27 protein-coding genes and 1 riboswitch are annotated in these 24,055 nt (G+C 71.6%); of the genes, 11 read left to right on the top strand and 16 right to left on the bottom strand.

Annotation, left to right across the window (positions count from 1 at the left end):
- The 13 genes from JWQ91_RS02350 to JWQ91_RS02410 all read right to left on the bottom strand — a co-directional run.
- On the bottom strand, nt 1–290 hold a 290-nt coding region (locus JWQ91_RS02350; protein WP_297780289.1), incomplete at its 3' end, for a TCP-1/cpn60 chaperonin family protein.
- A 177-nt stretch (nt 291–467) separates the two neighbouring features.
- A complete protein-coding gene (locus JWQ91_RS02355; RefSeq protein ID WP_297780292.1) occupies nt 468–1,040 on the bottom strand; it encodes a dihydrofolate reductase family protein in 573 nt (190 codons plus the stop codon).
- A 40-nt stretch (nt 1,041–1,080) separates the two neighbouring features.
- Nucleotides 1,081–2,334, bottom strand: a complete 1,254-nt coding sequence (locus JWQ91_RS02360; RefSeq protein WP_297780294.1) for a hypothetical protein — start codon at nt 2,332–2,334, stop codon at nt 1,081–1,083.
- Nucleotides 2,331–2,774, bottom strand: a complete 444-nt coding sequence (locus JWQ91_RS02365) for a hypothetical protein (RefSeq protein ID WP_297780297.1) — start codon at nt 2,772–2,774, stop codon at nt 2,331–2,333. The genes JWQ91_RS02360 and JWQ91_RS02365 overlap by 4 nt, the downstream gene beginning before the upstream one ends.
- Complete coding sequence (locus JWQ91_RS02370) at nt 2,771–2,950, bottom strand: hypothetical protein (protein WP_297780300.1); 180 nt, start codon at nt 2,948–2,950, stop codon at nt 2,771–2,773. Before JWQ91_RS02370 ends, JWQ91_RS02365 begins: the two co-directional genes overlap by 4 nt.
- The gene (locus JWQ91_RS02375; protein ID WP_297780302.1) at nt 2,947–4,773 is read right to left on the bottom strand and encodes a hypothetical protein; all 1,827 of its coding nucleotides are present in this window, start codon (nt 4,771–4,773) and stop codon (nt 2,947–2,949) included. The genes JWQ91_RS02370 and JWQ91_RS02375 overlap by 4 nt, the downstream gene beginning before the upstream one ends.
- A gap of 109 nt (nt 4,774–4,882) precedes the next feature.
- Nucleotides 4,883–5,083, bottom strand: a complete 201-nt coding sequence (locus tag JWQ91_RS02380) for a cold shock domain-containing protein (protein WP_232398081.1) — start codon at nt 5,081–5,083, stop codon at nt 4,883–4,885.
- Nucleotides 5,084–5,206: 123 nt separating this feature from the next.
- A complete protein-coding gene (locus tag JWQ91_RS02385; protein ID WP_297780311.1) occupies nt 5,207–5,482 on the bottom strand; it encodes a ubiquitin-like small modifier protein 1 in 276 nt (91 codons plus the stop codon).
- A 15-nt stretch (nt 5,483–5,497) separates the two neighbouring features.
- Nucleotides 5,498–6,766 (bottom strand): threonine synthase, encoded by a 1,269-nt coding sequence (thrC, locus tag JWQ91_RS02390; RefSeq protein ID WP_297780315.1) that lies wholly within the window; start codon nt 6,764–6,766, stop codon nt 5,498–5,500.
- A gap of 10 nt (nt 6,767–6,776) precedes the next feature.
- Nucleotides 6,777–6,891: riboswitch (SAM riboswitch) on the bottom strand.
- Nucleotides 6,892–6,957: 66 nt separating this feature from the next.
- Nucleotides 6,958–7,413 (bottom strand): hypothetical protein, encoded by a 456-nt coding sequence (locus JWQ91_RS02395; protein ID WP_297780318.1) that lies wholly within the window; start codon nt 7,411–7,413, stop codon nt 6,958–6,960.
- Entirely contained in the window at nt 7,403–8,194 is a 792-nt protein-coding gene (gene otsB / locus JWQ91_RS02400) for a trehalose-phosphatase (protein ID WP_297780321.1), read from the bottom strand. Before otsB ends, JWQ91_RS02395 begins: the two co-directional genes overlap by 11 nt.
- A gap of 7 nt (nt 8,195–8,201) precedes the next feature.
- Nucleotides 8,202–8,759, bottom strand: coding sequence for a LytR C-terminal domain-containing protein (locus JWQ91_RS02405; RefSeq protein WP_297780324.1), 558 nt, complete (start codon nt 8,757–8,759; stop codon nt 8,202–8,204).
- A 10-nt stretch (nt 8,760–8,769) separates the two neighbouring features.
- Complete coding sequence (locus JWQ91_RS02410) at nt 8,770–9,066, bottom strand: DUF3263 domain-containing protein (protein ID WP_297780327.1); 297 nt, start codon at nt 9,064–9,066, stop codon at nt 8,770–8,772.
- Between the two features lie 64 nt (nt 9,067–9,130).
- Between JWQ91_RS02410 and JWQ91_RS02415 the strand changes: the two genes are divergently transcribed.
- From JWQ91_RS02415 to JWQ91_RS02435, 5 genes are read left to right on the top strand one after another with little or no spacing between them, the layout of a single operon-like run.
- Nucleotides 9,131–10,108 (top strand): Gfo/Idh/MocA family oxidoreductase, encoded by a 978-nt coding sequence (locus JWQ91_RS02415; RefSeq protein ID WP_297780331.1) that lies wholly within the window; start codon nt 9,131–9,133, stop codon nt 10,106–10,108.
- Between the two features lie 43 nt (nt 10,109–10,151).
- Complete coding sequence (locus tag JWQ91_RS02420) at nt 10,152–11,579, top strand: trehalose-6-phosphate synthase (RefSeq protein WP_297780333.1); 1,428 nt, start codon at nt 10,152–10,154, stop codon at nt 11,577–11,579.
- A gap of 57 nt (nt 11,580–11,636) precedes the next feature.
- Nucleotides 11,637–12,965 (top strand): MFS transporter, encoded by a 1,329-nt coding sequence (locus tag JWQ91_RS02425; RefSeq protein WP_297780336.1) that lies wholly within the window; start codon nt 11,637–11,639, stop codon nt 12,963–12,965.
- A complete protein-coding gene (locus JWQ91_RS02430) occupies nt 12,955–14,382 on the top strand; it encodes an aminotransferase class V-fold PLP-dependent enzyme (protein ID WP_297780338.1) in 1,428 nt (475 codons plus the stop codon). Before JWQ91_RS02425 ends, JWQ91_RS02430 begins: the two co-directional genes overlap by 11 nt.
- A gap of 10 nt (nt 14,383–14,392) precedes the next feature.
- Nucleotides 14,393–14,545 (top strand): hypothetical protein, encoded by a 153-nt coding sequence (locus JWQ91_RS02435; RefSeq protein WP_297780341.1) that lies wholly within the window; start codon nt 14,393–14,395, stop codon nt 14,543–14,545.
- Nucleotides 14,546–14,554: 9 nt separating this feature from the next.
- Here the strand turns inward: JWQ91_RS02435 and JWQ91_RS02440 are convergent, their stop codons facing one another.
- Nucleotides 14,555–16,192, bottom strand: coding sequence for an ABC-F family ATP-binding cassette domain-containing protein (locus JWQ91_RS02440; protein WP_297780344.1), 1,638 nt, complete (start codon nt 16,190–16,192; stop codon nt 14,555–14,557).
- Between the two features lie 66 nt (nt 16,193–16,258).
- Here JWQ91_RS02440 and JWQ91_RS02445 point away from each other — a divergent pair, with 66 nt between their 5' ends.
- Both JWQ91_RS02445 and JWQ91_RS02450 read left to right on the top strand, forming a co-directional pair.
- Nucleotides 16,259–16,843, top strand: a complete 585-nt coding sequence (locus tag JWQ91_RS02445) for a GNAT family protein (protein WP_297780347.1) — start codon at nt 16,259–16,261, stop codon at nt 16,841–16,843.
- Nucleotides 16,844–16,881: 38 nt separating this feature from the next.
- Nucleotides 16,882–17,922, top strand: a complete 1,041-nt coding sequence (locus JWQ91_RS02450; protein ID WP_297780349.1) for a GNAT family N-acetyltransferase — start codon at nt 16,882–16,884, stop codon at nt 17,920–17,922.
- Nucleotides 17,923–17,943: 21 nt separating this feature from the next.
- On the opposite strand, the gene JWQ91_RS02455 is transcribed toward JWQ91_RS02450, so the two are convergent.
- Complete coding sequence (locus JWQ91_RS02455) at nt 17,944–18,411, bottom strand: Lrp/AsnC family transcriptional regulator (RefSeq protein WP_297780352.1); 468 nt, start codon at nt 18,409–18,411, stop codon at nt 17,944–17,946.
- A 135-nt stretch (nt 18,412–18,546) separates the two neighbouring features.
- Between JWQ91_RS02455 and ald the strand changes: the two genes are divergently transcribed.
- Complete coding sequence (gene ald / locus JWQ91_RS02460; RefSeq protein WP_297780354.1) at nt 18,547–19,656, top strand: alanine dehydrogenase; 1,110 nt, start codon at nt 18,547–18,549, stop codon at nt 19,654–19,656.
- A gap of 149 nt (nt 19,657–19,805) precedes the next feature.
- Here the strand turns inward: ald and JWQ91_RS02465 are convergent, their stop codons facing one another.
- Nucleotides 19,806–21,026, bottom strand: coding sequence for an MFS transporter (locus tag JWQ91_RS02465; RefSeq protein WP_297780357.1), 1,221 nt, complete (start codon nt 21,024–21,026; stop codon nt 19,806–19,808).
- Between the two features lie 60 nt (nt 21,027–21,086).
- On the opposite strand from JWQ91_RS02465, the gene JWQ91_RS02470 reads away from it, so the two are divergent.
- The 3 genes from JWQ91_RS02470 to JWQ91_RS02480 all read left to right on the top strand — a co-directional run.
- Entirely contained in the window at nt 21,087–22,232 is a 1,146-nt protein-coding gene (locus tag JWQ91_RS02470) for an MFS transporter (protein WP_297780360.1), read from the top strand.
- The gene (locus tag JWQ91_RS02475; protein WP_297780363.1) at nt 22,229–22,909 is read left to right on the top strand and encodes a uracil-DNA glycosylase; all 681 of its coding nucleotides are present in this window, start codon (nt 22,229–22,231) and stop codon (nt 22,907–22,909) included. The genes JWQ91_RS02470 and JWQ91_RS02475 overlap by 4 nt, the downstream gene beginning before the upstream one ends.
- Nucleotides 22,910–22,918: 9 nt before the next feature.
- Nucleotides 22,919–24,055 (top strand): AI-2E family transporter (locus JWQ91_RS02480; RefSeq protein WP_297780366.1); only part of this gene is annotated, 1,137 nt, incomplete at its 3' end.

Raw genomic sequence — 24,055 nt, forward strand, 5'->3', positions numbered from 1 at the left:
GCCTGGGCGAGGACCGTGGCGGTCGTCGTGCCGTCACCGGCGACGTCGTCGGTCTTCTTGGCGACCTCCTTGACGAGCTCGGCGCCGATCTTCTCGTAGGGGTCCTCGAGCTCGATCTCCTTGGCGATGCTGACACCGTCGTTGGTGATCGTGGGGGCTCCCCACTTCTTCTCCAGGACGACGTTGCGTCCCTTGGGACCGAGGGTCACCTTGACCGCGTCGGCGAGCTGGTTCATTCCCCGCTCGAGGCCGCGACGGGCTTCCTCATTGAAAGCAATCGTTTTTGCCATGTGTACGTTTCTCCGACTTGGTTGTCGACGTGGAGTGACCAGGCGATGCCCGCGACGGACGGCTGCGGCGTGCGGCGAACCCTTCTCGCCGAGCCCACAACCTCATCGGTCTGGTCAGGGTCGTGCAAAGTACTGTCTAGCACTCTCATCATACGAGTGCTAATCGATCGGGCGCAATCAGGCCTGCGTTCTCGGCGCTCCCACGGCGTACCTCAGCTCGGCGAACTGGCCGCGCTGCTCGACCGAGACCAGCCGCAGACGGTCCGAGCCGATGACCCGCGGCAGCAGCGGGGCGCCCGAGCCCAGCGTGACGGGGGCGACCGTCGCGGTGATCTGGTCGAGCAGCCCGGCATCGGCGAACTGCCCGACCAGGTCGCCGCCTCCCATGAGCCACACGTCCCGCGGCCCGGCGGCGTCGACCATCGCGGCGTGGACCGTGCGGACGTCGTCGCTCGTGAACCGGATGTCCGCGTCGGGCACGACCGGCAGCTCGCGGTGCGTGAACACCCAGGTGGGCCGCTCGGCGTACCACTCCCGCCACTTCTGCGGCTCGTCCACCAGGGCCTCGTGCGCCAGCAGCCACTCGTACGTCGTGGAGCCCATCGCCATCGCGCCGATGCCGTCGAGGAACGCCGGGAAGGACGACTCGGCGTCGTCCGAGCCCTCGACCGCGAACAGCCAGTCCAGGGAGTTGTCCGGCGTCGCCAGGAACCCGTCGAGGGTCGTCGCGGTGTTGTAGATCGTCGCCATCACACCAAAATACGCCGGCCGCCCGGGTGCCCCGAGCGGCTCAGACCGAGAACAGGAGGTAGAGCCCCGTGAACGTGTAGGCGACCATCAGCAGCAGCATCCCGAGCTGGCCGCTCAGCCGGTGCGCCCGGGGCAGCAGCACGAGCGCCCGGTCGTGGGCCGCGATCACCGCCAGGACGTGCCCCGCCACGACGAACGTGACCTTGAGCGCCGCGAGCGTCGAGGTGTGCTCCGACAGGAAGAACGACGGATCGGGGTCGCCGAGCGGGGCCCAGCCCCGGCCGAGCGGGTCGAGCAGCGCGTAGAACGCGGTCTGCCCCTTCTCCACGAGGTACGTCAGGTAGTGCGCGAAGATGTAGCCGACCACGATCGGCACCAGCGAGTGCGCCAGCCGTCCGGGCAGGGCCCGGCGGTCCTCCCGCGACACTCCCCCGGTCGCCCGCGCGGCGAGGACGAACAGCGTGCCGACCACGACGCAGAAGCCCACCAGGGTCGCGGTGCCCTGGGCGTCGGACACGGACCGGCCCTGCCAGAACGACGACGCGGAGAAGCTGTCGTACGCCGTCGAGCCCAGCAGCACCGCCAGCACCGCCACGAGGCCCGGCGCGACCGGGACCTCCGGAAGGCTCCGCAGGGGGTTGTGCATCCGCCAGCGGCCGTCCTGCACGAACGGCGACAGCCGGGCGACGATCGCGCTGTAGACGTCGAACGGGTCCGCCCGGTCGAACCAGCGGGGCCCGAACGCGGCCCCACCGAGCAGCATCGTGACGGCGTACAGCAGGACCCACAGGCGTACCGCGCCGACGCTGCCCGGATCCGGCGAGGCGAGCTCGAGCCACACGAAAGCCAGCAGCCCGGCCGCGGCGGGCCAGTAGCCGAGCCACTCCGGGTACGCCCAGCGGCCGGCGCCCGTCAGGGTCCGCCACGGCGACAGGTCACGCCAGACATGGCCCAGGACCAGCGCGAGCGGGACCAGCCCGACCCACACGAAGACGTAGAACGCCTGCAGGCCGGCGTTGGACGAGTCCGACGGTCCGGCGTACAGCGCGACGAGGCCCCACGCCGTCAGGACCAGGCCGAGGACCTGGCGCCAGCGCCGGGGCGCCGGCGGGTCGAGGCTCGGCGGCTCGTCGGCGAACCGGGGCTCCTTCCACGCCAGGGCGAGGACCGCGAAGGAGATCGTCAGGGCCCACGAGGCGCCGACCATGGCGTAGATGAACGGGATCGGCAGGTCGGTCGACCCGCCGAGCCCGTGGGTCGCGAGGCCCGCGGCCAGCGCCGAGGGCAGCGTCACGGACGGACGACGAGCTGCACGATCGTCGCGTCAAGGTGATGGGCCTCGACCGCGACCTGCCCGGGGGTGTCGAGCGTGAAGCTCTTGGTCACGGTGTCGCCCGGCCCGACCTCGTACTCGTGCTCCGGCTCGGAGTGGACGTGGATCTGCTCGTGGGCGTCCGACGTGATGTCGAGCGTGACCTTCTGCCCGACCTTGACCTCGACCCGGTCGCCGCGTGGTGCGACCTTGCCGTCCTTGATGACGATCTCGACGATCGCGCCGGCGGCCTCGGCCTCCTCGCTCACCTTCTCCTCGAGCTGCTGCTGGGCCTCGGCGCGCTGCGACGCCTGCGCGTCGGCCTGCTCCTTGGCCCGGTCCCGCGGCGACTCGTCGGACCCGGACCCGGTGCAGCCCGCCAGCAACAGGGCTGCGGCGAGCGCGGCGGCGATGATCTTCACTCGTTCTCCTTGGTGTCTAAGGCGCGCTCGATGAGGTCGCGCTCCTCGCGCTCCTCGCGACGGTCCTTGCGGGCGATGTAGAGCACGACACCCACGACGACGACGGCCGGGACCAGCGCCGGGATCGCGAGCAGCGCGACGTGATGGGCGAGGAGCTCCCCGCCGGCGGGATTCATGAGGTCAGCGTAGGCGTACGGTCGGCCGTCGCCGTCGCCTCGTCCTCCTCGATCCGGCGGGCGACCCGCGAGACCGAGACGCAGATCCCCAGGATGATCCCCAGGCTGCACAGCAGCACGACCATGTTGGCCGCCCCCCACAGCAACGGCGACCCGTCGTCCTTGCGCTCACGCTGCAGGATGTCGATCTCGGGCACGAAGTCACGGGTGAACGAGTCCAGCGCGGGGACCTCGTTGACCTTCAGCGGGGCGTCGGCGGGCAGGAAGATCGGGACCGCGGCGAGCGTACGTCCGTCCTGCACGCGCAGGAGCGTCTTCCAGTTGCCGCCGACCGGGACGGGCTTGGTCGACTCGTAGGTGTCGGTGCCCGTGCGGCGGAGCCGGTCGGTGACGACGCCGGCGCCGCCACCCTGCCAGGCGGTGATCTGGACCCACGTCGGGTCGTCGTCGGCGACGCCGTCCGACAGCGTGACGGCGGCCGTGACCTCGGGCTTCTCGACCGTGCCGACCTGGGTCAGCGTGAAGGTCGCGGACTCGTCCTTCGGCACCGTGGCGTACAGGCCGTTGGCGACCGCGGCGGACAGCACCAGCACCGAGCCGATGACGATGGCCCGGCCGACGTTCCTGGCCGGGAGGCGGCCCTGCAGGCCGAGGGCGAACAGCGCGCCGCACAGGCCGGTGGCGACGGCGACCGGAACGGCCATCAGCAGCCCCTCGGTCCACATGTCCGACGTCCACGGGAACTGGAAGACCCGGTCGTTCCAGAGCTTCTCGATGACGAGGCCGACCGTGCCGATCAGGAGGCCGGCGACGGCGCCGAACACCAGTGGCCGGTGGCGCAGCCGGGAGATCGCGAGCAGCTCGATCAGGACGGCGCTGCCGAGGTAGAGCGGGAACACGTGGTGCGCCTCGCCCATGACGTCGGTGACGATGAACGAGACGATGCCGCGCATCAGGAGGAAGAACACCGCCGTGGCGATCGCGGCGCCCGGTCCGATGTAGAGCCGGGCGGCGACCAGCGCGAGGCCAGCGGCGGCGACGATCATCATCGGCGCGAAGACCATCCGGAACTGGGCGATGCCGAAGTCGAACTCGGCCTGGAAGACCGACAGGCCGATCAGCAAGCCACCGAACGCGGTCGACGTCATGATCGTCTTGAGCCACACCGGGAGCGCCTTGCCGCGGGCCCGCATGTGGATCTCGGCCTCGCGGTTGAGCAGGATGATGCCGGCGGTGGACAGGCCCGCGCCGCCGATCAGCATCAGGTGGGTCGGGCCCCACAGGGTCACGTCCTGGCCGAACATCCGGTGCCAGATGTCGTCCAGCGGGAAGCCGATCAGGGCGTACAGGCCGCATGCGGCGATGAAGATGCCGCTGACCGGGGCGTACCACGTGCGGGTGATGCGGACCGCCGCGATGCCGGGCTTCTCCCCGTCGCGGGGATAGACGATCGCCGACATGCCGGCAACGAACAGGGCGAACAGCCCGTAGAGGATCAGGTAGTGCGCGGGATTGGCCAGCGGGCCGGCGTCGCGGCCGCGGCCGGCGTGCAGGCTCACGTCCCACATGAAGCCCAGCAGCGCGACGATCAAGGAGCTCGCGACGAACATCGTGGGGATCGTCGACCAGCCGGGCTCGCCGTACTGCGCACCGAGGCGACGGCCGAGCCGGTCGAACCACTCGATGCGGTGGGTACGGTGCGCCCAGGCGATGACGAGGAGCACGACGGTGACCAGGGTCGCGGCGATCGAGAGGCCGATGACCTGGCCCAGCTCGGCTCCGCCGACGGGCGCGGTCACGGGTTCGGCAGCTGAGATCAACATACTGGGAGTATGTCAGCGGCTATGTGACATGGCAAGTGTCATATGGGTCACGCGGTGCCAGGGGCAGAAAAAGACCCGGTCCCCCCGGACCGGGTTCCTCCTGGACTGCTCAGTGCCCGATGACCTCCTGGGCCTCGCGACCCTTGGGTCCGTCGATGACCTCGAACTCGACCTTCTGGCCGTCCTCGAGGGTCTTGTAGCCGTCGGACGCGATCTTGGACCAGTGGACGAACACATCGTCCTGGCCCTCGACCTCGATGAACCCGTAGCCCTTGTCTGCGTTGAACCACTTGACGGTGCCCTGCACCATGCCGCCACTCCCACCTGTCACGAGTCGAGCCGTCTGCCGAGGGCCCGATGCGCTGAGCCTATACGGCGCTGCAACGCGCGGCCACGGCCGGTCTTAACCGTCCGTTCACCGTCCAGCAGTCGGTCAGCCACCGGCGACGGCGGGGATTATCGAGACCTGGGCGCCGTCGGGCGTCGGGGTGTCGAGACCCTGCGCGAAGCGGACGTCCTCCTCGGCCACGTAGATGTTGACGAAGCGGCGCAGCTTGCCCTCGTCGTCGACGATGCGGGCCCGGATGCCCGGGAAGCTCGTCTCGAGCGAGTCGAGGACATCGGTCAGGGTCGCGCCGTCGGCGGAGACCTGCGACTGGTCCTGCGTGTACGTGCGAAGGATCGTGGGGATGCGGACGTTGATGCTCACGGTGCTCCTAGGGATTCAGGCGATGCCGGCGGCGACGAAGGCGTCGTACGTCGGCGCGATGGTGGCGGCGGGTCCGACCAGGCCGGTCACCGCGTCGAGGGTCTTGAGGCCGTGGCCGGTGTTGATCACGACGGTCTCGAGCTCGGGGTCGAGCTGTCCGGTCTCGGTCAGCTTCTTGAGCACGCCGACGGTCGTGCCGCCGGCGGTCTCGGTGAAGATCCCCTCGGTGCGGGCCAGAAGCACGATCGCGGCGCGGACCTCGTCGTCGGAGATGTCCGCGATCGCACCACCGGTCTCCCGGCAGATGTCCAGGACGTACACGCCGTCGGCCGGGTTGCCGATCGCGAGCGACTTGGCGATCGTGTCGGGGCGGGTCGGGCGGACGACGTCCCAGCCCTCGCGGAACGCCTCGGAGACCGGGGAGCACCCGGTGGCCTGGGCGCCGAAGATCTTGACCGGCTTGTCCTCGACGAGCCCGAGCTTGATGAGCTCCTGGAACGCCTTGTGGACCTTGGTGAGCTGCGAGCCGGACGCGACGGGGATGACGATCTGGTCCGGCAGCCGCCAGCCGAGCTGCTCGGCGATCTCGTAGCCCAGGGTCTTGGAGCCCTCGGCGTAGAACGGGCGGACGTTGACGTTGACGAACGCCCAGCCGTCCTCCTCGCCCGCGATCTCGCTGGCGAGCTTGTTGACGTCGTCGTAGTTGCCGTCGACCGCGACGAGGTTCTCGGTGTAGACCGCCGAGTTGACCTGCTTGGGCGTCTCCAGGTCACTGGGGATGAAGACGACGGTCTTGATGCCGGCCCGCGCACCGGCGGCGGCGACCGCATTGGCCAGGTTGCCCGTCGAGGGGCAGGCGAAGACCTTGCTGTGGAACTCGCGGGCGGCACTCAGGGCGCACGCCACGACCCGGTCCTTGAAGGAGTTGGTCGGGTTGGTGCTGTCGTCCTTGACCCAGAGCTTGGTCAGGCCGAGCTCGGCGGCGAGGTTGTCGGCGCGCAGCAGCCGGGTGTAGCCGGGCTCGAGGTTGGGGCTCTGCTCGATGTCGTCGGGGACGGGCAGCAGCGCCTTGTAGCGCCAGATGTTGGCGGGACCGGCCTCGATCTGCTCGCGAGTGATGGCCGGGAAGTCGTACGTGATCTCCAGCGGCCCGAAACACTCGTGGCAGACGTAGTGCGGTCCCAGCTCCTTGGTCGCGCCGCACTCACGGCACACCAGCTCCGTCGCGTTGCCGAAGGCACCGGCGCGGATCGTGGGGGTGGATGTCTCGGCGGTGATGCTCACGCGATCCTCCTGGTCATCTTTCCCGGATCGACGATCGCCCGGGACGGAATGAGCACCTGGCCGCGTGCTGCGACTGGTTGCTGGGGTGTCGTCGGGCCGTATCCCTCTACCCCTCTGGATGAGTTCCCTCAGCGTACGTGCGCGTCTCACGATGTGTCTAGTTGGTCCACATCGTGGACAAGGAGCTGAGGTCAGGGGTGCCGGGAGAAGCGCGTCCGGGGCGGCGGGTAGTCGCCGTCCGCGAGGTTGGCGAGGCGCTCGAAGGGGTTGTACGACGAGGGGTCCGCCGCGATGGCCCAGGACAGGCCGACGCACACGAGGTAGACCGGGAGCATCACGACGCCGAGCACGAAGGCGTACTGGGTGACGTGCCGGTCCTCGTGCCGGAGCAGGAGCGGGCGGTCCAGGAGGTACGCCGCGTCGTGGCGGCTGTCGATGACGCTTCCGATCGTGAAGGCACCCGCGACCGGGAAGCCGAGACGGTAGCCCGTCGCGAGATAGGTCCCACGCCCGTGCCGGGTGATCGTGGCACCGCCGGCGCGGGCGACCAGCAGGCCCAGCGGGGTGCTGAGGTTGACCCAGTTGGCGACGGCGCGGACCCGGGTCCAGAACGTGTGCGGGAGCAGCGGCGGACCGCTAGAACTCATCGGCCAGCTCCTCGAGCCAGGCCGCCACCTCGTCCGGCCCGTCGAGGACGACATCGGCCCGGGCCACCAGCGCGTCCTGCTCCGAGGACGCCGAGCAGATCAGCAGGCCGCCGACCCCGGTCGCCCGCAGCTCGTCGACGGCGTCGAACGCCGGCAGGTCACCGAGGTCGTCACCGGCGAAGATCACCTGGCGGGCGGGCAGCGCCGCGACCAGCGCGCGGACCGCGTCGCCCTTGTCGGACCCGGCCGCCCGCAGCTCGACGACCTGGCGCCCCGGCTCGACGGCGAGGCCGAGCTCGGCCGCGAGGGCGGCGATCGGCGCGGCGAGTGTGTCGAGCAGCTCAGGGTCGACGCCGCGGGTGTGGACCGCGATCGCCAGGCCCTTGTCCTCGATCCGGACGTGCGAGGCCCCGCGCTCGGCGAGCCAGGCGGGGAGCAGGTCGGCGAGCCGCTCGATCTCGGCGGGGCGCCGCGCCTCGTCCATGCGGCCCTTGCGGGCGTCCCAGCGCTCGGCGCCGTACTGGCCGTAGATCACGAGCTCGTCGAGGCCGGACAGCCCCTCGAAGCCGCCGAGCTCGAGCGCCTGATCGACCGGACGACCCGTCACGATCGCGACCTGGCCGAGGACGGACCCGAGGCGTTCGAGCGCCTTGACCGATCGGTGATGGGCATAGGCCTGGGTCGGGTCGTCGACGATGTGCGCGAGGGTGCCGTCGAAGTCGAGGGCCAGCAAGGTGCCGGAGGGATCCGCGACCACGTCGGCGCGTACGGACGAGGTCATGGATCGATTATGACTGCGGCCCCGCGAGGATGATCGTCAGGCGGTCAGATCGCATGTTGGCCAGGCGCGGCAGGACCCGATCGATGCCGACATCCCGGGCCAGGAGCCGCGCCTTCGCCTCGTAGGCGGGCGGGTAGTAGACCGTGTTGCCCATGATCGCCCCCGTCCAGTTGCCGACGCCGCCCAGCGGCCAGCCGGCCCGGGTGACCTTGGCGGAGAAGGTCGCCGCGGCACCCCGGACACCGGTGTTGTTGAGCACCGAGACCGGGACGTCGCGGGCGACCTCGGGTGCCTTGGTGGTCCGCGTCGGCTCGGGCGTCGGCGACGCGGTCGCCTTCGTCCGGGTCGGGGTCGCGGTCGCGGTCGGCGTGGGGGCCGCGGACGGCGTGCTCGACGCCGTCGCCGTGGGAGTCGGGGTCGCCTCGGGGGTCGAGGACGACCCGTCGTCGAGCAGGAGCCAGCCGAGCCAGCCGGCTCCGCCGACGCAGACCAGGACCGTCAGGACCAGGAGCCAGCTGGACGGTACGTAGGCCTTGCGGGGTGAGAGGTTCTTCCGGTGCTGCACTCCGGTAACCCTAGAGGTCGATGCCGAGGCGCCTGGCGGACCGGCTGCGCTGGCGCTGCGCACGGAGACGTCGCAGGCGCTTGACCAGCAGCGGGTCGAACGCGAGGGCGTCCTCACGGTCGATCAGCGCGTTGAGCACCTGGTAGTAGCGCGTGGAGGACATGTCGAACTTGTCACGGATCGCCTGCTCCTTGGCGCCCGCGTACTGCCACCACAGGCGCTCGAGGGCCAGGATCTCGCGGTCGCGCTCCGACAACGTCTCGACGGCAGCCGAGGTCTGGGTGCTCGACTTCTCCACTGCGCTCATGGCGCGAGTCTAAAGCATGAATAACACTGGTGTCATTCACTTGGGGCAATGGCACAGTGGTGCCATGACGTCCCAAGCCCCCGTCCGATGGGGAATCCTCGCGACGGGGTCGATCGCCCGTCACTTCGCCCGCGACCTGGCGCTCGTCGCCGACAACCCCCTCGCCGCGGTGGGATCGCGCCGACCCGACGCCGCGCGGGCGTTCGGCGAGGAGTTCGGCGCTGCGCGGACCTACGGCTCGTACGAGGAGCTGGTGGCCGACCCGGACGTCGACGTCGTCTATGTCGCGACCCCGCACAGCCGGCACCTCGAGGACGTCCGGCTGTGCCTGGCGGCCGGCAAGCACGTCCTGTGCGAGAAGGCCCTGACGATGAACGCGACCGACTCGGCTGCGCTGGTCGCCGAGGCCCGGGACCGGGGCCTGTTCCTCGCCGAGGCGATGTGGATGCGCACCAACCCCAACATCCGCCGCGTCGCCGAGATCGCGGCCGCCGGCTCGATCGGCCGGGTCAGCCAGGTCCGCGCCGAGCTCGGCTTCACCGCCCCCACGACCAACGCCCGGCTGTGGGACCCGGCCCTCGGCGCCAGCGCGCTGCTCGACGTCGGGATCTACCCCCTCACGTTCGCGCACCTGCTGCTGGGCGATCCGGTCGACATCGCCGCCGCCGGGGTGCTGTCGGACCGGGGCACCGACGTCAACGCCGGGGCGACCCTGACGTACGCCTCGGGTGCCGTCGCGAGCATCGCCTGGACCCAGCTCGCCACGGGTGACAACCGGGCGACCGTCGCCGGCGACGCCGGGCTGATCGAGGTCCCGGGACGGTTCCACCACCCGGCCGGCTTCTCCGTGACCCGCGGCGACGAGCGCGAGGAGATCGCCGAACCCGTCACGGGACGCGGCTACGCCCACGAGATCCAGGAGGTCGCGGCGTGCCTGCGCGCGGGCTCGACCGAGTCGACGCTGCTCCCGCTGGACGAGACCGTCGCGATCCAGCGGCAGATGGACGAGATCCTGGCCCAGCTCGGGGTCGCGGCGCGCTGAGACAGATCGGCACATCCGCCGTCCGACGGCTAGGGTGAACGACATGGAGACCGGCACCGCAGACTTCGTGGTGATCGCCAACCGTCTGCCCGTCGACCGGGTCCTCTCCCCCACCGGCAAGACCATGTGGCGCACCTCGCCCGGCGGGCTCGTGACGGCCCTCGAGCCGGTCATGGTCCGCAACGGTGGCGCGTGGATCGGTTGGCACGGTGCGGCCGACGAGGAGGTCGAGCCGTTCGAGCACAACGGGATGCACCTCGTCCCGGTCCCGCTCAGCGAGGACGAGGTCGCCGAGTACTACGAGGGCTTCTCCAACGCGACGCTCTGGCCGCTCTACCACGACGTCGTCGCTCCCCCGGAGTTCCACCGCGAGTGGTGGGACGCCTACGTCCGCGTCAACCGTCGCTTCGCCGAGAAGGCCGCCGCCGTCGCCCAGCAGGACGCCGTGGTGTGGGTGCAGGACTATCAGCTGCAGCTCGTCCCCTCGATGCTGCGCGAGCTGCGGCCCGACCTGCGGATCGGCTTCTTCCTGCACATCCCGTTCCCCCCGACCGAGCTGTTCCAGCAGCTCCCGTGGCGCCGCCAGATCCTCGAGGGCCTCCTCGGCGCCGACCTCGTCGGCTTCCAGATGCCCGGCGCGGCGCAGAACTTCGTCCGCCTGGTCCGCCAGCGGGTCGGCCACAAGACCCACCGTGACACCATCTACCTGCCCGACGGCCGGGTCGTGATGGCGAAGGCGTACCCCATCTCGATCGACGCGGCCGGATTCGAGGAGCTGGCCCGCACCCCCGACGTCATCGCCCGGGCCGCCGAGATCCGCGAGAGCCTCGGCAACCCCAAGACGATCCTGCTGGGCATCGACCGGCTCGACTACACCAAGGGCCTGCGCCAGCGGCTACGCGCGTTCGGCGAGCTCATCGCCGAGGGCTCGCTGCACGTCGACGACGCCGTCTTCGTCCAGGTCGCGACGCCGTCGCGGGAGCGCGTGCAGCAGTACAAGCTGCTCCGCGACGACATCAACCGGCTCGTCGGCCGCATCAACGGCGACGTCGCCCGCATCGGCCAGCAGCCCGTGACCTATCTGCACGCGTCCTATCCGCGCGCCGAGATGGCCGCGCTCTACCGGGCCGCCGACGTCATGGTCGTGACCCCGCTGCGCGACGGCATGAACCTCGTCGCGAAGGAGTACGTCGCGTGCCGCTACGACGATCGCGGCGCCCTGGTGCTCAGCGAGTTCGCCGGTGCCGCGTCCGAGCTCAAGAGCGCCTACCAGGTCAACCCGCACGACATCAACGGCATGAAGAGCATGATGCTCGCCGCGATCAACGCCGGCCCGCGAGAGAACGGCCGCCGCATGAAGGCGATGCGCAAGCAGGTCATGGAGAACGACATCGAGCTGTGGGCCAACAACTTCCTCGAGGAGCTCACGTCCGAGCGCGAGCTGCACGAGAAGAACCCCCGCCCCGTCTGACCGTCTCGCGGGCTGGTTGCACCGCGCGGCGACCCCCGGGTCCGATAGACATGGGCCATGGCTGACGCGCTGACCCCCCGAGTACGTCGCGGGTACGCCCTCGGCAGCGTCGCCACCGGCACGTTCGGCACGGTCCCCGGCCTGCTGCTCCTGCCCTACCTGACCGACTCGCTGGGCATCGCCGCGGTCGTCGCGGGCTTCATCGTGTTCGTCCCCAAGGCGTGGGACGTGGTCCTCAACCCGGTCGCGGGCCGCATCAGCGACCGGTCGACCTCCCCCGCCGGCCGCCGGCGACCGTTCCTGCTGGCCGGCGGGCTGGGGCTCGCCGCCTGCTTCGCCCTGCTGTTCGCCGGGCCGACGGGTCCTCCGGCGCTCGCCGCGGCCTGGGTCGTCGTGTGGTTCCTCGCGTGCGCCACGGCGTACGCCTTCTTCCAGGTCCCGTACGTCGCGATGCCGGCCGAGATGACCCTCGACCAGGACGAGCGGACGAGCCTCATGACGTGGCGCGTCGTGGTCCTGGCCCTGGCGATCCTGCTGTCCGGGGCGACCGCGCCGATGGTCGTCAACGCGTTCGGCGGCGAGGAGACCCCGAAGGGCTACCGCTTCATGGGCGTCTACATCGCGCTGGTGCTCGTGGTCGGCGTCGTCGGCGCCTGGCGCGGGACCCGGGACGCCCCGGAGCACCGGGTCGAGACCGCCGGCGGGTCGCTGCGCGACCAGCTGCGGCTCGTCGCCGCGACACCGCCGTTCCGCACCCTGCTGACGACGTTCGTGGTGCAGGCCCTCGCGGTCGGCACGATGCTGGCCGGCGTCGCCTACATGGCCGATGACGTCCTCGACGACAAGGGCGCCTCGACGATCCTGTTCGCGGCGTTCGTCGGGCCGGCGCTGGTCGTCACGCCGCTGTGGGAGCGGTACGCCCGACAGCGCGGCAAGCGGTCCGGCTACGTCGCGGCGTCCCTGCTGATGGCGGTCGGGATGCTCGGGGTGTGGATCGCGCCGACCGGCCTGCCGATCGTCCTCTACGTCGCGGCCGGCCTGACCGGTGTCGGCTACGCCGGCGGCCAGGTCTTCCCGATGTCGATGCTGCCCGACGTCGCGGCGGCCGACGCCGAGCGCAGCGGGGAGAACCGGGTGGGCGTCTTCACGGGCGTCTGGACCGCCGGCGAGACGCTCGGGCTGGCGCTCGGTCCGGCCCTGTTCGCCGGGGTCCTCGCGGTCGGCGGCTACGAGTCCTCGACCAGCGGAAGCGCGACGACCCAGAGCGCGTTCGCCGACCAGGCGATCCAGGTCGGCTTCGGCCTGCTGCCCTGCCTGCTGGTGCTCGCCAGCCTGCGCTTCCTGCTCCGCTACGACCTCGACGAAAGGTCCGTCCGTGTCGACTGACGACATCCTGCAGCGGCTCGAGGAGCTGCGCGCGCACGACCTGCCGACCCACGGCGGCCGGACGCTGGCGTACGTCTACGACTCGGGCCTCGCCGACGCCGACGAGCTCGGCAAGCGCGCCCTGGCGATGTACGCCTCGACCAACGGCCTCGACCCCACGGCGTTCCCCAGCCTGCTGGCGATGGAGAAGGACCTCGTCGCGTTCGCCCGGCCGCTGCTGCACGGGTCGGACGACGTCGTCGGCTCGGTCACCTCGGGGGGAACGGAGTCGATCCTGCTCGCGGTGCAGGCGGCCCGCGACGCCCGTCCCGGCACGACGGCCCCGGTCATGATCGTCCCCACGACGATCCACGCGGCGTTCACCAAGGCGGCCCACTACTTCGGCGTCGAACGGATCAGCATCGACGTCGACCCGACCACCAAGCGAGCCGATCCGGCCGCGATGGCCGCCGCGATGGACACCTACGGCGAGCGGGTCGTGCTGGTCGCGGCGTCCGCGCCGTCGTACGCCCACGGGGTCGTCGACCCGATCGGGGCGATCGGCGCCGAGACCCAGCGCCGGGGGCTGCGGCTCCACGTCGACGCGTGCATCGGCGGCTGGGTCCTGCCGTGGGCCGAGCGCCTCGGCCACCCGGTCGAGCCGTGGGACTTCCGGGTCCCCGGGGTCACGAGCATCTCCGCCGACCTGCACAAGTACGCCTACACGCCCAAGGGGGTCTCGCTGCTGCTGCACGCGACCCCCGACCTGCGCCGCAGCCAGTTCTTCGCCAGTGCGGACTGGCCCGGCTACACGATGCTCAACGCGACGACCCAGTCGACGAAGTCCGGCGGGCCCCTCGCCGCGGCGTGGGCAGTGGTCAGCCTGATCGGCGACGCGGGCTACCTCGACCTGGTCCGCACGACCCTGGACGGGACCGCCGCCCTCGTCGCGGGGATCGACGAGCAGGAGCACGTACGCCTCGTGACCCGGCCCGACTCGTCCCTCGTGACGCTCGAGACCGACGCGAGCTGCGACGTCTTCACGATCAGCGACGAGATGCTGGCCCGCGGCTGGTTCGTCCAGCCCCAGATGTCGTTCCGCGACATGCCGGCCTCCCTGCACCTCACGGTGTGCGCCGCGACCGCCCCCGCGGTGCCGGAGTTCCTGACGGCGCTGGCCGAGTCGGTGGCGGCCGCCGTCACCGCCGGGCCCATCGCGGTGGACGACGGGCTGCGGGCCGCCGCGGTGTCGATCGATCCGGCCACGCTGGACGACGAGGCGTTCGACGGCCTGCTGGCCCTGGCCGGTCTCGGCTCGGGGACCGGGGAGGTCACGGTGCCGGAGCGGATGGCGCCGGTCAACGCGCTGCTGGACGTCGCGCCACCGGCGCTGCGCGAGGCGCTCCTGATCGCGTTCCTCGACCGGTTGTCGCGATGAGGCCGACACCGTGACCGCCGAGCTGATCGGCCTCGTGCTCGACGGCACCAAGACCGCGACGGCCTGCGCCGAGTGGGACTACGACGCCGACAGCGAGGCCGTCCCCCGGGTGGGCGACCTGGCGATCGTGCTCGAGCGGTTCCGGGTGCTCTACCCGCGCTGACCTGGGCCGTCAGCCGGTGCTGACCCGGCCGTCCTCGACGTGCCAGCGCTGGTCCAGGCTGACGTTGTCGAGCAGTCGTCGGTCGTGGGACACCAGCAGCAGGGCTCCCTCGTACGCCCCCAGCGCCTGCTCGAGCTGCTCGATCGCCGGCAGGTCGAGGTGGTTGGTGGGCTCGTCGAGGACCAGGACGTTGACGGCGCGGGCCTGCAGCAGCGCCATCGCCGCGCGGGTCCGCTCGCCCGGGGAGAGCCGTCCGACGAGGCTGCCGACCTGGTCGGCCTTGAGCCCGAACTTGGCCAGGAGCGTGCGGGACTCGGCGGGCGAGAGGTCCGGGACGGCCGCCTCGAAGGCCTCGGCCAGCGTCGCCTCCTCGGCCAGCACCGCCCGGGCCTGGTCGATCTCGCCGACGGCCAGTGACGCGCCCTGCGAGGCACGGCCGTCGTCGGGCAGCGCGTGCCCGAGCAGCAACCGGAGCAGGGTCGTCTTGCCGGCGCCGTTGGGCCCCGTGATCCCGATCCGGTCACCCGCGCTCACCTGCACCGACACCGGGCCGAGCACGAAGTCCCCGTGCCGCACGGTCGCGCCGTCCAACGTCGCCACGACGGCGCTCGAGCGCGGCGCGGCAGCGATGCCGAAGCGCAGCTCCCACTCCTTGCGCGGCTCCTCGACCTCGTCGAGCCGGGCGATGCGGGACTCCATCTGGCGCACCTTCTGCCCCTGCTTCTCCGAGGACTCGGTCTGCGCCTTGCGCCGGATCTTGTCATTGTCGGGGCTCTTCTTCATCGCGTTGCGCACGCCCTGGGAGCTCCACTCCCGCTGCGTCCGCGCCCGCGAGACCAGGTCCGCCTTGGTGTCGGCGAACTGCTCGTAGGCCTCGCGCGCGTGACGCCGGGCGGTCGCGCGCTCCTCGAGGAATGCGTCGTAGCCGCCGTCGTAGACGTTCACGTCCTGCTGGGCGAGGTCGAGCTCCACGACCCGGGTCACGGTGCGGGCGAGGAACTCCCGGTCGTGGGACACCAGCACGATGCCGGCGCGCATGCCGGTGACCATGCCCTCCAGCCGGGCCAGGCCGTCCAGGTCCAGGTCATTGGTCGGCTCGTCCAGCAGGACGACGTCGAAGCGGCTGAGCAGCAGCGCCGCCAGACCCACCCGGGCGGCCTGCCCGCCGGACAGCGAGGTCATCAGCGCATCGCCGCCCAGGCCGAGGCGCAGCTCGCCCAGCACGGACGGGATCCGGTCCTCCAGATCCGGCGCTCCGGAGGCGAGCCACTGGTCCAGGGCCACGGCGTAGGCGTCGTCGGTCCCGGGCGCGCCCGAGCCGAGCGCCTCGGCGGTGGCCTGCATGGCCTCGGCCGTGGCGGTCGCGCCGGTGCGTCGGGCGATGTGCGCCGCGATCGTCTCGCCGGCCCACCGCTCGTGCTCCTGCGGCAGCCAGCCGACGAAGGCGTCCGCCGGTGCCGTAGCCACCGTGCCGGCGAGCGGCGCGGCCCGTCCGGCGAGCATCTGCAGGAGGGTCGACTTGCCGGCCCCGTTGGCGCCGACCACCCCGACGACGTCGCCGGGAGCGACCGTCAGGTCGAGACCGTCGAACAGCGTCCGGTGGGCGTGTCCCCCGGACAGCCCCTTCGCAACCAGGGTGGCACTCATGTCGCGATGGTAGGCGGGCCGTGCTCGGGGACGTGGCGGCGGGCGTCCGTGGATAGGTTGGGCCGCGTGCCCGACTTCCACGACCTCCCGACCCTGACCGGCGAGCACGTCGAGCTGCGACCGCTCCGGCCCGAGGACGCGGCGGGGGTCCTGGCCGCGGCCGACGACGATGCCGTGTTCGCCTGGCTGGCGGTCGACCGTCCGACGACGCTCGCCGCCGCGCAGGACCTCGTCGACCACTACCTCGGGCGTACCGACCTGGTGATGTGGGCGCAGGTCGACCGGGCGTCCGGCGAGCTGGCGGGCGTCACGACGTACTACGCCATCGACCCCGCCCTGCGGACCCTGGCGATCGGCCACACCTGGCTCGGCAGGCGCTTCTGGCGCACCGGGATAAACACCGAGGCCAAGCTGCTGCTGCTGACCCGGGCGTTCGAGGGCCTGGGCTGCGTGCGCGTCGTCTGGCACACCGACATCCACAACGAGCGCTCGCAGGCCGCGATCGCGCGGCTCGGCGCGCAGCGCGAGGGCGTCCTGCGCAAGCACCGGGTCCGGCGCGACGGCTCGTGGCGGGACACCGTGACGTACTCGATGACCGACGACGAGTGGCCCGCCGCCCGGGCCGCGCTCGAGGCCCGGCTCGGACGCTGATCGACGCCGCGGCGTCCGGTCCGCCACAATGGTCCCTGATGACCGACACCACGAGTGACGCCAGCCAGGACCTGCCCACCCTTCCCGGACCATGGCGTGCCCGCGTCCCCGCCTACGCCGACATCGACGCGCTCGTCGCGCTGCGGCACCTCGACGAGCTCCAGGGGACGGGTGAGGCGCACGTCGACCCGGCCGGCATCGAGTCCGAGGTGGCGGGCCAGGCGTCGTGGACCCGGCGCCAGGTCGTGGCGGTCGGCGACGACGACGTCCCCCGCGCGTGGATCACGGTGCACGACCGTGCCGCGGGGCGGGCGCTGATCTGGGGCTACTTCGACCGCGACGTCGCCGAGATGGACGACATCGCCGACGCGTTCTACGCGTGGGCCGAGGAGATCGCGATCGCGATGGCGCGGATGCGCGGCGTGACCGCGACCCGGCTCGACGAGAGCCCGTTCGCCAACGACGTCCGCCAGGCCGGCTGGCTCAAGCGGGCCGGCTACGCCAAGCGCCGCACGTGGTTGCACATGAACCGGCCCGTCACGGCGGAGGACGCCGACCTGACCCCGCGCGCGGGCGTCACGGTGCGCCCGGTGGAGCGGCACGAGAACGGACTGCCCGTCGCGGCGGACTTGCAGATCGTCCACCAGATGCTGGAGGAGTCCTTCGAGGACCACTTCAACTCCTACCGCGAGAGCTTCCCCGAGTTCGTCCAGCGGCTCCGGGAGGACCCGGGCCACAGCTGGGACCACTGGTGGCTCGCCTACGTCGAGCCCGAGGACGGCGGCGAGCCCGTCCCGGCCGGCGCCCTGGTCGTGTCGGTCGCGTCGGCCCCCGAGGGCGGCGTCGAGGGATCGTACGTCGAGTACATCGGCGTCAACCGGGTCGCGCGTGGCCGTGGCGTGGCCAAGTCGCTGCTCGGCACCGTCATCTCCGACGCGGCCCAGCGGGGCCGGGACCGGGTCGGCCTCGAGGTCGACGCCGACTCCCCGACCAAGGCCGACCAGCTCTATCTCGCGCTGGGCTGGACGACCGACTACGCGACCGACTCCTGGTTCAAGGACATCGAGCTCACGGACTGACCCGCGTCGGGACGCCGGCCATCAGTCGGCCAGCCGGCCCCGCTTGTGCTCGAAGATCAGGTTGGTCTCGGTCAGCGCGACCTCCGGCGCCGAGCTCAGGTTGTCGACCACGAACGCCCGCAGGTCGTCGGGGTCGCGGGCCGCGACGTGGACGTGGAAGTCGTCCGCGCCGGCCAGGAAGTAGACGTTGAGCACCTCGGTCATCGCGGCCAGCCGGTCGGAGAACTCGTTGATCGAGGCCCGGGCGTCGCTCCTGAGGCGGACCGCGATCATGGCCTGGATGGGTCGGCCGAACCAGGCCGGGTCGACCTCGGCGTGGAAGCCCGCGATGACGCCGCGCTCGACCAGGCTCCGCAGGCGGGTGAGGCACGTCGACGCCGCGATGCCGACCTCGTCGGCCAGCGCGTTGTTGGGCAGGCGGCCCTCCCGCCGCAGCGTCGTGACGATCCGCGTGTCGATGTCGTCGAGCTCACGAACATCCTTCGCCATGACGGCCCGCCCCCTCGTAGATCCTGCGCTAATGACCGGAGATCTCGAGTTTACAGAATCTTCTTCGCATTGTTGCCGACGACTCCGCACAACGTTCAGGATAGGAGGAGGAAGTCCCCCGCTGAAGGAGCAGTCATGCTGGTCGGTGTCCCCCGCGAGATCAAGAACCACGAGTACCGCGTCGCGATCACGCCGGCCGGCGTGCACGAGCTGGTCCGCCACGGCCACGACGTCGTGATCGAGCAGGGCGCCGGGCTGGGCTCGTCGATCACGGACGAGGAGTACGTCGCCGCGGGCGCCAAGATCCTCGACACCGCCGACGACGTGTGGTCGTCGGCCGAGCTGGTGCTCAAGGTCAAGGAGCCGATCGCCGAGGAGTACGGCCGCATGCGGGCGGGCCAGACCCTCTTCACGTACCTCCACCTCGCCGCGAGCCGGCCGTGCACCGACGCGCTGCTGGCTTCCGGGACGACCTCGATCGCGTACGAGACGGTCCAGCTGCCGGACCGCTCACTGCCGCTGCTGGCGCCGATGTCGGAGGTCGCCGGCCGGCTCGCGCCGCAAGTCGGCTTCCAGCACCTCATGGCCAGCAACGGTGGCCGCGGCGTGCTGCCCGGCGGCGTGCCGGGCGTCTATCCTGCCGACGTCGTCGTGATCGGGGCCGGCGTCTCCGGTGTCAACGCTGCCGAGGTCGCCCGTGGCATGGGCGCCCGGGTCGAGATCCTCGACCTCGACGTGGGCAAGCTGCGCCAGGTCGATGCACGCTTCCAGGGCATGATCACGACCGTCGCCTCGAGCGCGTTCACGATCGAGAAGGCCGTCCGGGAGGCCGACCTGGTCATCGGCGCCGTGCTGGTGCCCGGCGCCAAGGCCCCCCAGCTCGTCAGCGACGACCTGGTCGCGCAGATGCGTCCCGGATCGGTCCTGGTGGACATCGCGATCGACCAGGGCGGCTGCTTCGAGAGCTCCCGGGCCACGACCCACGACGACCCGACCTTCGCGGTCCACGACTCGATCTTCTACTGCGTCGCCAACATGCCCGGCGCCGTGCCGCGCACCTCGACGTACGCCCTGACCAACGTGACACTGCCCTACGCCGTGGCGCTGGCCGACAAGGGCTGGCGCAAGGCCGTGACCGACGACGCCGCCCTCGCCGGCGGCCTCAGCACCCACGCCGGGCACCTGGTCAACGGCCCGGTCGGCGAGGCCCTGGGCCTGGAGGTCACCCCGCTGTCGGCCCTCTGACCCCGAGGCGGTGCACCAGTCGCCCTACGCCCGGGTGGGCGGTGCACCAGTTGCCTTATCCCCGGGTTTGGGGCGACCCACGCACCGCCCAACACCTCGGCGTCCCGGGTTTGGCCTGACCCCACGCACCGGCCATGCCGGGGTGGGGGTCAGTAGCCCTGGTCCACCGGGACGGCCTCGCGCAGGGCCCGGTTGGCGGTCAGCGCGATCAGCACCGCGAAGCCGGCCGCGGCGACCGTGACGGCGAAGGCCGCGGTGTGCCCGTTGGCGTCGGCGAGCCGGCCGGCCAGCGCGGCACCCAGGGCGTAGCCGATGCCCGTGGCCCCGGCCAGCATCGTCATGGCGGCGCTGACCCGGTGCACAGGCACGAGGATCCCGGCGAGGGCGAAGTTGCTGATCATGAAGGGCGCCACCGCGAAGCCCAGCAGCCCGATGACCACGATCAGGGACGGCAACGAGTCGACCAGCAGCAGCGGCCAGGCCAGCAGCAGCAGGCCGATCGCCGCGACCGCCATCCTGGTCGCGTACAGCACCCGCTCGGGCAGACCCGTCACCGCGAGCCCGGCGATGACGCTGCCGATCCCCAGCACGGCGTGGATCAGGCCGGCGACCCCGGCGTGCCCCTCGGCCGTCGCCAGCACCGTCGTGCCGGTCTGGACGCTGCCGAAGATCATGCCGATGCTGAGCTGGGCCATGATCAACACGGCGAAGACGCCGGTCCACAGCGGCTCGCTGCCCGTGCCGCCGGTCGTCGACCGGCGGGCGACCAGCGCCGAGGTCGGGTGGATCGCGAACCACGAGCCGAAGACCGCCAGCAGGGCCGCCGCGGCGAGCAGCGCCCCGGCCGGCTCGGCGACGATCGCCAGGAGACCGATCGTCGCGGGACCGAGGACGAACGACGCCTCGTCGGCGGCGCCCTCGTAGGAGAACGCGGCGTCGACGAGCCGGCGCTGATCCTCCTTGTCGCGGGTGATCGGCCGCCAACGCACCCGGGCGAGCGGGCCGACCTGCGGCATCGCGAATCCCGTGACGGCCGCGGCGGCGAAGATCAGCGCCTGGGACGCGTCCGGGTCGGTGACCACGACGATCCCGGCCAGCCCGAGAGCGCCGACGAGCGACTGGACCAGCACGACGGGGCGCTGTCCGTACCGATCCGACAACGCACCGAAGATCGGTGAGCCGACCGCGTTGGAGATCGCCAGGATGCCCGCCGCCGCGCCGCCGACGCCATAGCTGTCGGTCGTCGTGCTGACCAGGACCAGGACGCCGAGCTGGCTCATGGCAAGCGGAATCCGCCCGAGGAAGGCTACGAGGATGTAGGCGGGCCCGACGATCCGCAGGAGCGCGCGGTAGGCGGCGATGGCTGACACAGCCGGACCATCTTAGCGGTCGCGACACGGTGTCCCGACCACCGCGACTAGGCTCGTCGTGTGCCGCCCACGAGAGCCCGACTCGCGACGTTCGCCGTGTTCGCCCTCAACGGATTCCTCCTCGGCATGTGGATCGTCAACATCCCCACGATCAAGGACCGGACCGGCGTCGACCAGGCCGGGCTCGGGCTGATCCTGCTGGTGCTCGGCGCCGCCGCGTGGGTCGGGATGCAGCTCGCCGGCCGCGCGATCGACCGGTGGGGCAGCCGTCCCGTCGTGACGGTCGCCGCGAGCGCCCTGGCCCTGACCCTGCCGGGGCCGGCCTTCGCCACGAGCGGTCTGCAGCTGGTCCTGGTCCTGGCCGTCGTGGGCTTCTTCAACGGCATCGTGGACGTCGCGCAGAACGCGCAGGCGGTCGTCGTCGAGCGCGCCTACGGCCGGCCGATCATGGCCGCGTTCCACGCCTTCTTCTCCCTCGGCGGGCTGCTGGCCTCGGTGCTGGGCGGCGGACTCATCGCGCTGGACGTCGACGTCCGGGTCAGCCTGAGCGTGGCCGCCGTCGTCGGCCTGCTGGTCGCGATCTCGCTGCGTACGTCGTTCGTCGCGGCGCCCGCGCCCGTCGAGGACGCCGAGCCGCGGGTGCGGGCGCCGTGGACGTCACGGGTCCTGCTGCTGGGGCTGCTGGCCTTCGCCCTGCTGCTCGGTGAGGGCGTCGCCTATGACTGGAGCACGGTCCACCTGCGCGACTCGCTCGGCTCGAGCGAGACCGTCGCGGCATTCGCCTACGGCGCCTTCTCGATCACGATGACGATCGTGCGGCTGTTCGCCGACCGGGTCGTCGCGGCGTGGGGCCCCGCGGTGTACGTCGGCCGGGCCGCGCTGCTCGGTGCCGCCGGACTGCTCGGCGCGGCGCTGGCCCCCAACGCCGCCATCGCGATCGCGGCGTGGGCGGTATTCGGCATCGGCCTGGCCGGGTGCGTGCCGCAGTTCTTCAGCGCCGCCGGCAACGTCGACGAGTCGGCCTCGGGGACATACCTCGCCCGGGTCACCAGCATGGGCTACCTCGGGCTGCTGGCCGGGCCGTCGGTCATCGGCCTGCTGACCCACTGGGTCTCGCTGACGACAGCGTTCGCGGTGCCGATCGCCGGCTGCCTGGCCGCCGGCCTGCTGGCCCCGTCGGCGCTGCGCGCCAAGGAACCGGCGTGAGGGCTCGCGACCTGTCCGAGCTGGTGGCCCCGGACTGGGCCGAGGCCCTGGAGCCGGTCGCGGACGACATCGCCCGGATGGGTCAGTTCCTCCGGGACGAGGTCGCGGCCGGACGCTCGTACCTGCCCGACGGCGATCACGTCCTGCGCGCCTTCGCCGAGCCGATGGCCGACGTGCGGGTCCTCATCACGGGGCAGGACCCGTATCCGACGCCGGGCCACCCGGTCGGGCTGTCGTTCTCCGTGGCCCCCGACGTCCAGCCGCTGCCGCGCAGCCTGGTCAACATCTTCCGGGAGCTGCACGACGACCTGGGCGTCGCGCCGGCGACGTCCGGCGACCTGACCCCGTGGTCCCGGCAGGGCGTGCTGCTGCTCAACCGGGTGCTGACGGTCCGCCCCGGTGCGGCCGCGAGCCACCGCCGCCGGGGCTGGGAGGCCGTGACGGAGCAGGCGATCCGGGCGCTCGTGGCGCGGGGCGGCCCGCTGGTCGCGATCCTGTGGGGCCGAGACGCGCAGGGCCTGCGGCCGATGCTCGGCGACGTGCCGACGATCGAGTCCGCGCATCCCAGCCCGCTGTCGGCGTCGCGCGGCTTCTTCGGCTCCCGGCCGTTCAGCCGGGCCAACGAGCTGCTCGCGGCGCAGGGCTCGCCCCCGGTGGACTGGGCCCTCGGCGACTAGGCTGTGCGGGTGGCTGAAGAGCAGAGGATCCGGGACCGTGGCGTCGTCATCGACGAGGTGTTCGGCGGTCTCCAGCGCTGGGGGCTGCGGATCGTGTCGATCGCGGCCGCGGCCTACGTCCTCGGCTGGGCGATCGGCCACATCTGGATGGTGCTGTTCCCCGTCTCGATGGCCCTCATCGTCGCCACGGTCCTCGGCCCGCCGGTCGCCTGGCTGCGCTCGAAGGGGTGGCCCGCCGCCCTCGCCGCCGCGGTCGTCGTCGTCAGCTTCATCGCCAGCATCGTCGCGGTCATCGCGGTCCTGACCCCGCAGGTCGCGGGTCAGGCCGGCGAGGTCGCGGCCGGCGCCTCGGACGGTCTCCAGAAGATCCGCGACTGGCTCACCGGAGAGCCGCTCAACCTGTCCGAGGGGCAGATCACCGGCGCGATCTCGGCGCTGCAGGACAGGCTGCAGTCGAGCGCCAGCGCGATCAGCTCGGGGGTCTTCACGACGATCAGCACGGCGTCGTCGATCATCGTCAACCTCGTGCTGGTCCTGATGCTGACCTTCTTCTTCGTCAAGGACGGCCACAAGTTCCTCCCCTGGGTCAACTCGATCGGCGGCACCCGCTCCGGCCAGCACACGACCGAGGTCATGAGCCGGGTCTGGGCCACGCTCGGTGGCTTCATCCGCACGCAGACCCTCGTCGCCCTGATCGACGCGGTCATCATCGGCGCCGGGCTCGCGATCCTGGGGTCACCGCTCGCGGTCCCGCTGGCGGTCGTGACGTTCTTCGCGGCGTACATCCCGATCGTCGGTGCCTTCGTCAGTGGCGCGCTGGCGGTCCTCGTGACCCTCGTGACCAACGACCCCAAGGCCGCCCTGATCACGCTGCTCATCGTCGTCGGGGTGCAGCAGCTCGAGGGCAACGTCCTGTCGCCGGTGCTGCAGGGCAAGAACATGAACCTGCACCCGGCCGTGGTCCTGATGAGCGTGACCGCCGGCGGCAGCCTGTTCGGCGTCACGGGCGCCTTCCTCGCGGTCCCGGTCGCGGCGAGCGTCGCCGAGATCCTGCGCTACGTCAACGAACGCATCGACGAGTCGGTGTCGGTCCTGGCACCCAAGCAGGACTCCCGGTCAGCGGAGGCCCTGGAGGACGGCGACGAC

Origin of the sequence: Aeromicrobium sp. (assembly GCF_025965075.1) — a bacterium.
Taxonomy (GTDB): Bacteria; Actinomycetota; Actinomycetes; order Propionibacteriales; family Nocardioidaceae; genus Aeromicrobium.

Excerpts from the sequence above, each read along its gene's own strand:
- JWQ91_RS02355 (WP_297780292.1), bottom strand. The coding sequence starts at position 1,040 with ATGGCGACGATCTACAACACCGCGACGACCCTCGACGGGTTCCTGGCG.
- JWQ91_RS02370 (WP_297780300.1), bottom strand. The coding sequence starts at position 2,950 with ATGAATCCCGCCGGCGGGGAGCTCCTCGCCCATCACGTCGCGCTGCTC.
- JWQ91_RS02375 (WP_297780302.1), bottom strand. The coding sequence starts at position 4,773 with ATGTTGATCTCAGCTGCCGAACCCGTGACCGCGCCCGTCGGCGGAGCC.
- JWQ91_RS02380 (WP_232398081.1), bottom strand. The coding sequence starts at position 5,083 with ATGGTGCAGGGCACCGTCAAGTGGTTCAACGCAGACAAGGGCTACGGG.
- JWQ91_RS02395 (WP_297780318.1), bottom strand. The coding sequence starts at position 7,413 with ATGAGTTCTAGCGGTCCGCCGCTGCTCCCGCACACGTTCTGGACCCGG.
- otsB (WP_297780321.1), bottom strand. The coding sequence starts at position 8,194 with ATGACCTCGTCCGTACGCGCCGACGTGGTCGCGGATCCCTCCGGCACC.
- JWQ91_RS02410 (WP_297780327.1), bottom strand. The coding sequence starts at position 9,066 with ATGAGCGCAGTGGAGAAGTCGAGCACCCAGACCTCGGCTGCCGTCGAG.
- JWQ91_RS02415 (WP_297780331.1), top strand. The coding sequence starts at position 9,131 with ATGACGTCCCAAGCCCCCGTCCGATGGGGAATCCTCGCGACGGGGTCG.
- JWQ91_RS02420 (WP_297780333.1), top strand. The coding sequence starts at position 10,152 with ATGGAGACCGGCACCGCAGACTTCGTGGTGATCGCCAACCGTCTGCCC.
- JWQ91_RS02425 (WP_297780336.1), top strand. The coding sequence starts at position 11,637 with ATGGCTGACGCGCTGACCCCCCGAGTACGTCGCGGGTACGCCCTCGGC.
- JWQ91_RS02440 (WP_297780344.1), bottom strand. The coding sequence starts at position 16,192 with ATGAGTGCCACCCTGGTTGCGAAGGGGCTGTCCGGGGGACACGCCCAC.
- JWQ91_RS02450 (WP_297780349.1), top strand. The coding sequence starts at position 16,882 with ATGACCGACACCACGAGTGACGCCAGCCAGGACCTGCCCACCCTTCCC.
- JWQ91_RS02455 (WP_297780352.1), bottom strand. The coding sequence starts at position 18,411 with ATGGCGAAGGATGTTCGTGAGCTCGACGACATCGACACGCGGATCGTC.
- ald (WP_297780354.1), top strand. The coding sequence starts at position 18,547 with ATGCTGGTCGGTGTCCCCCGCGAGATCAAGAACCACGAGTACCGCGTC.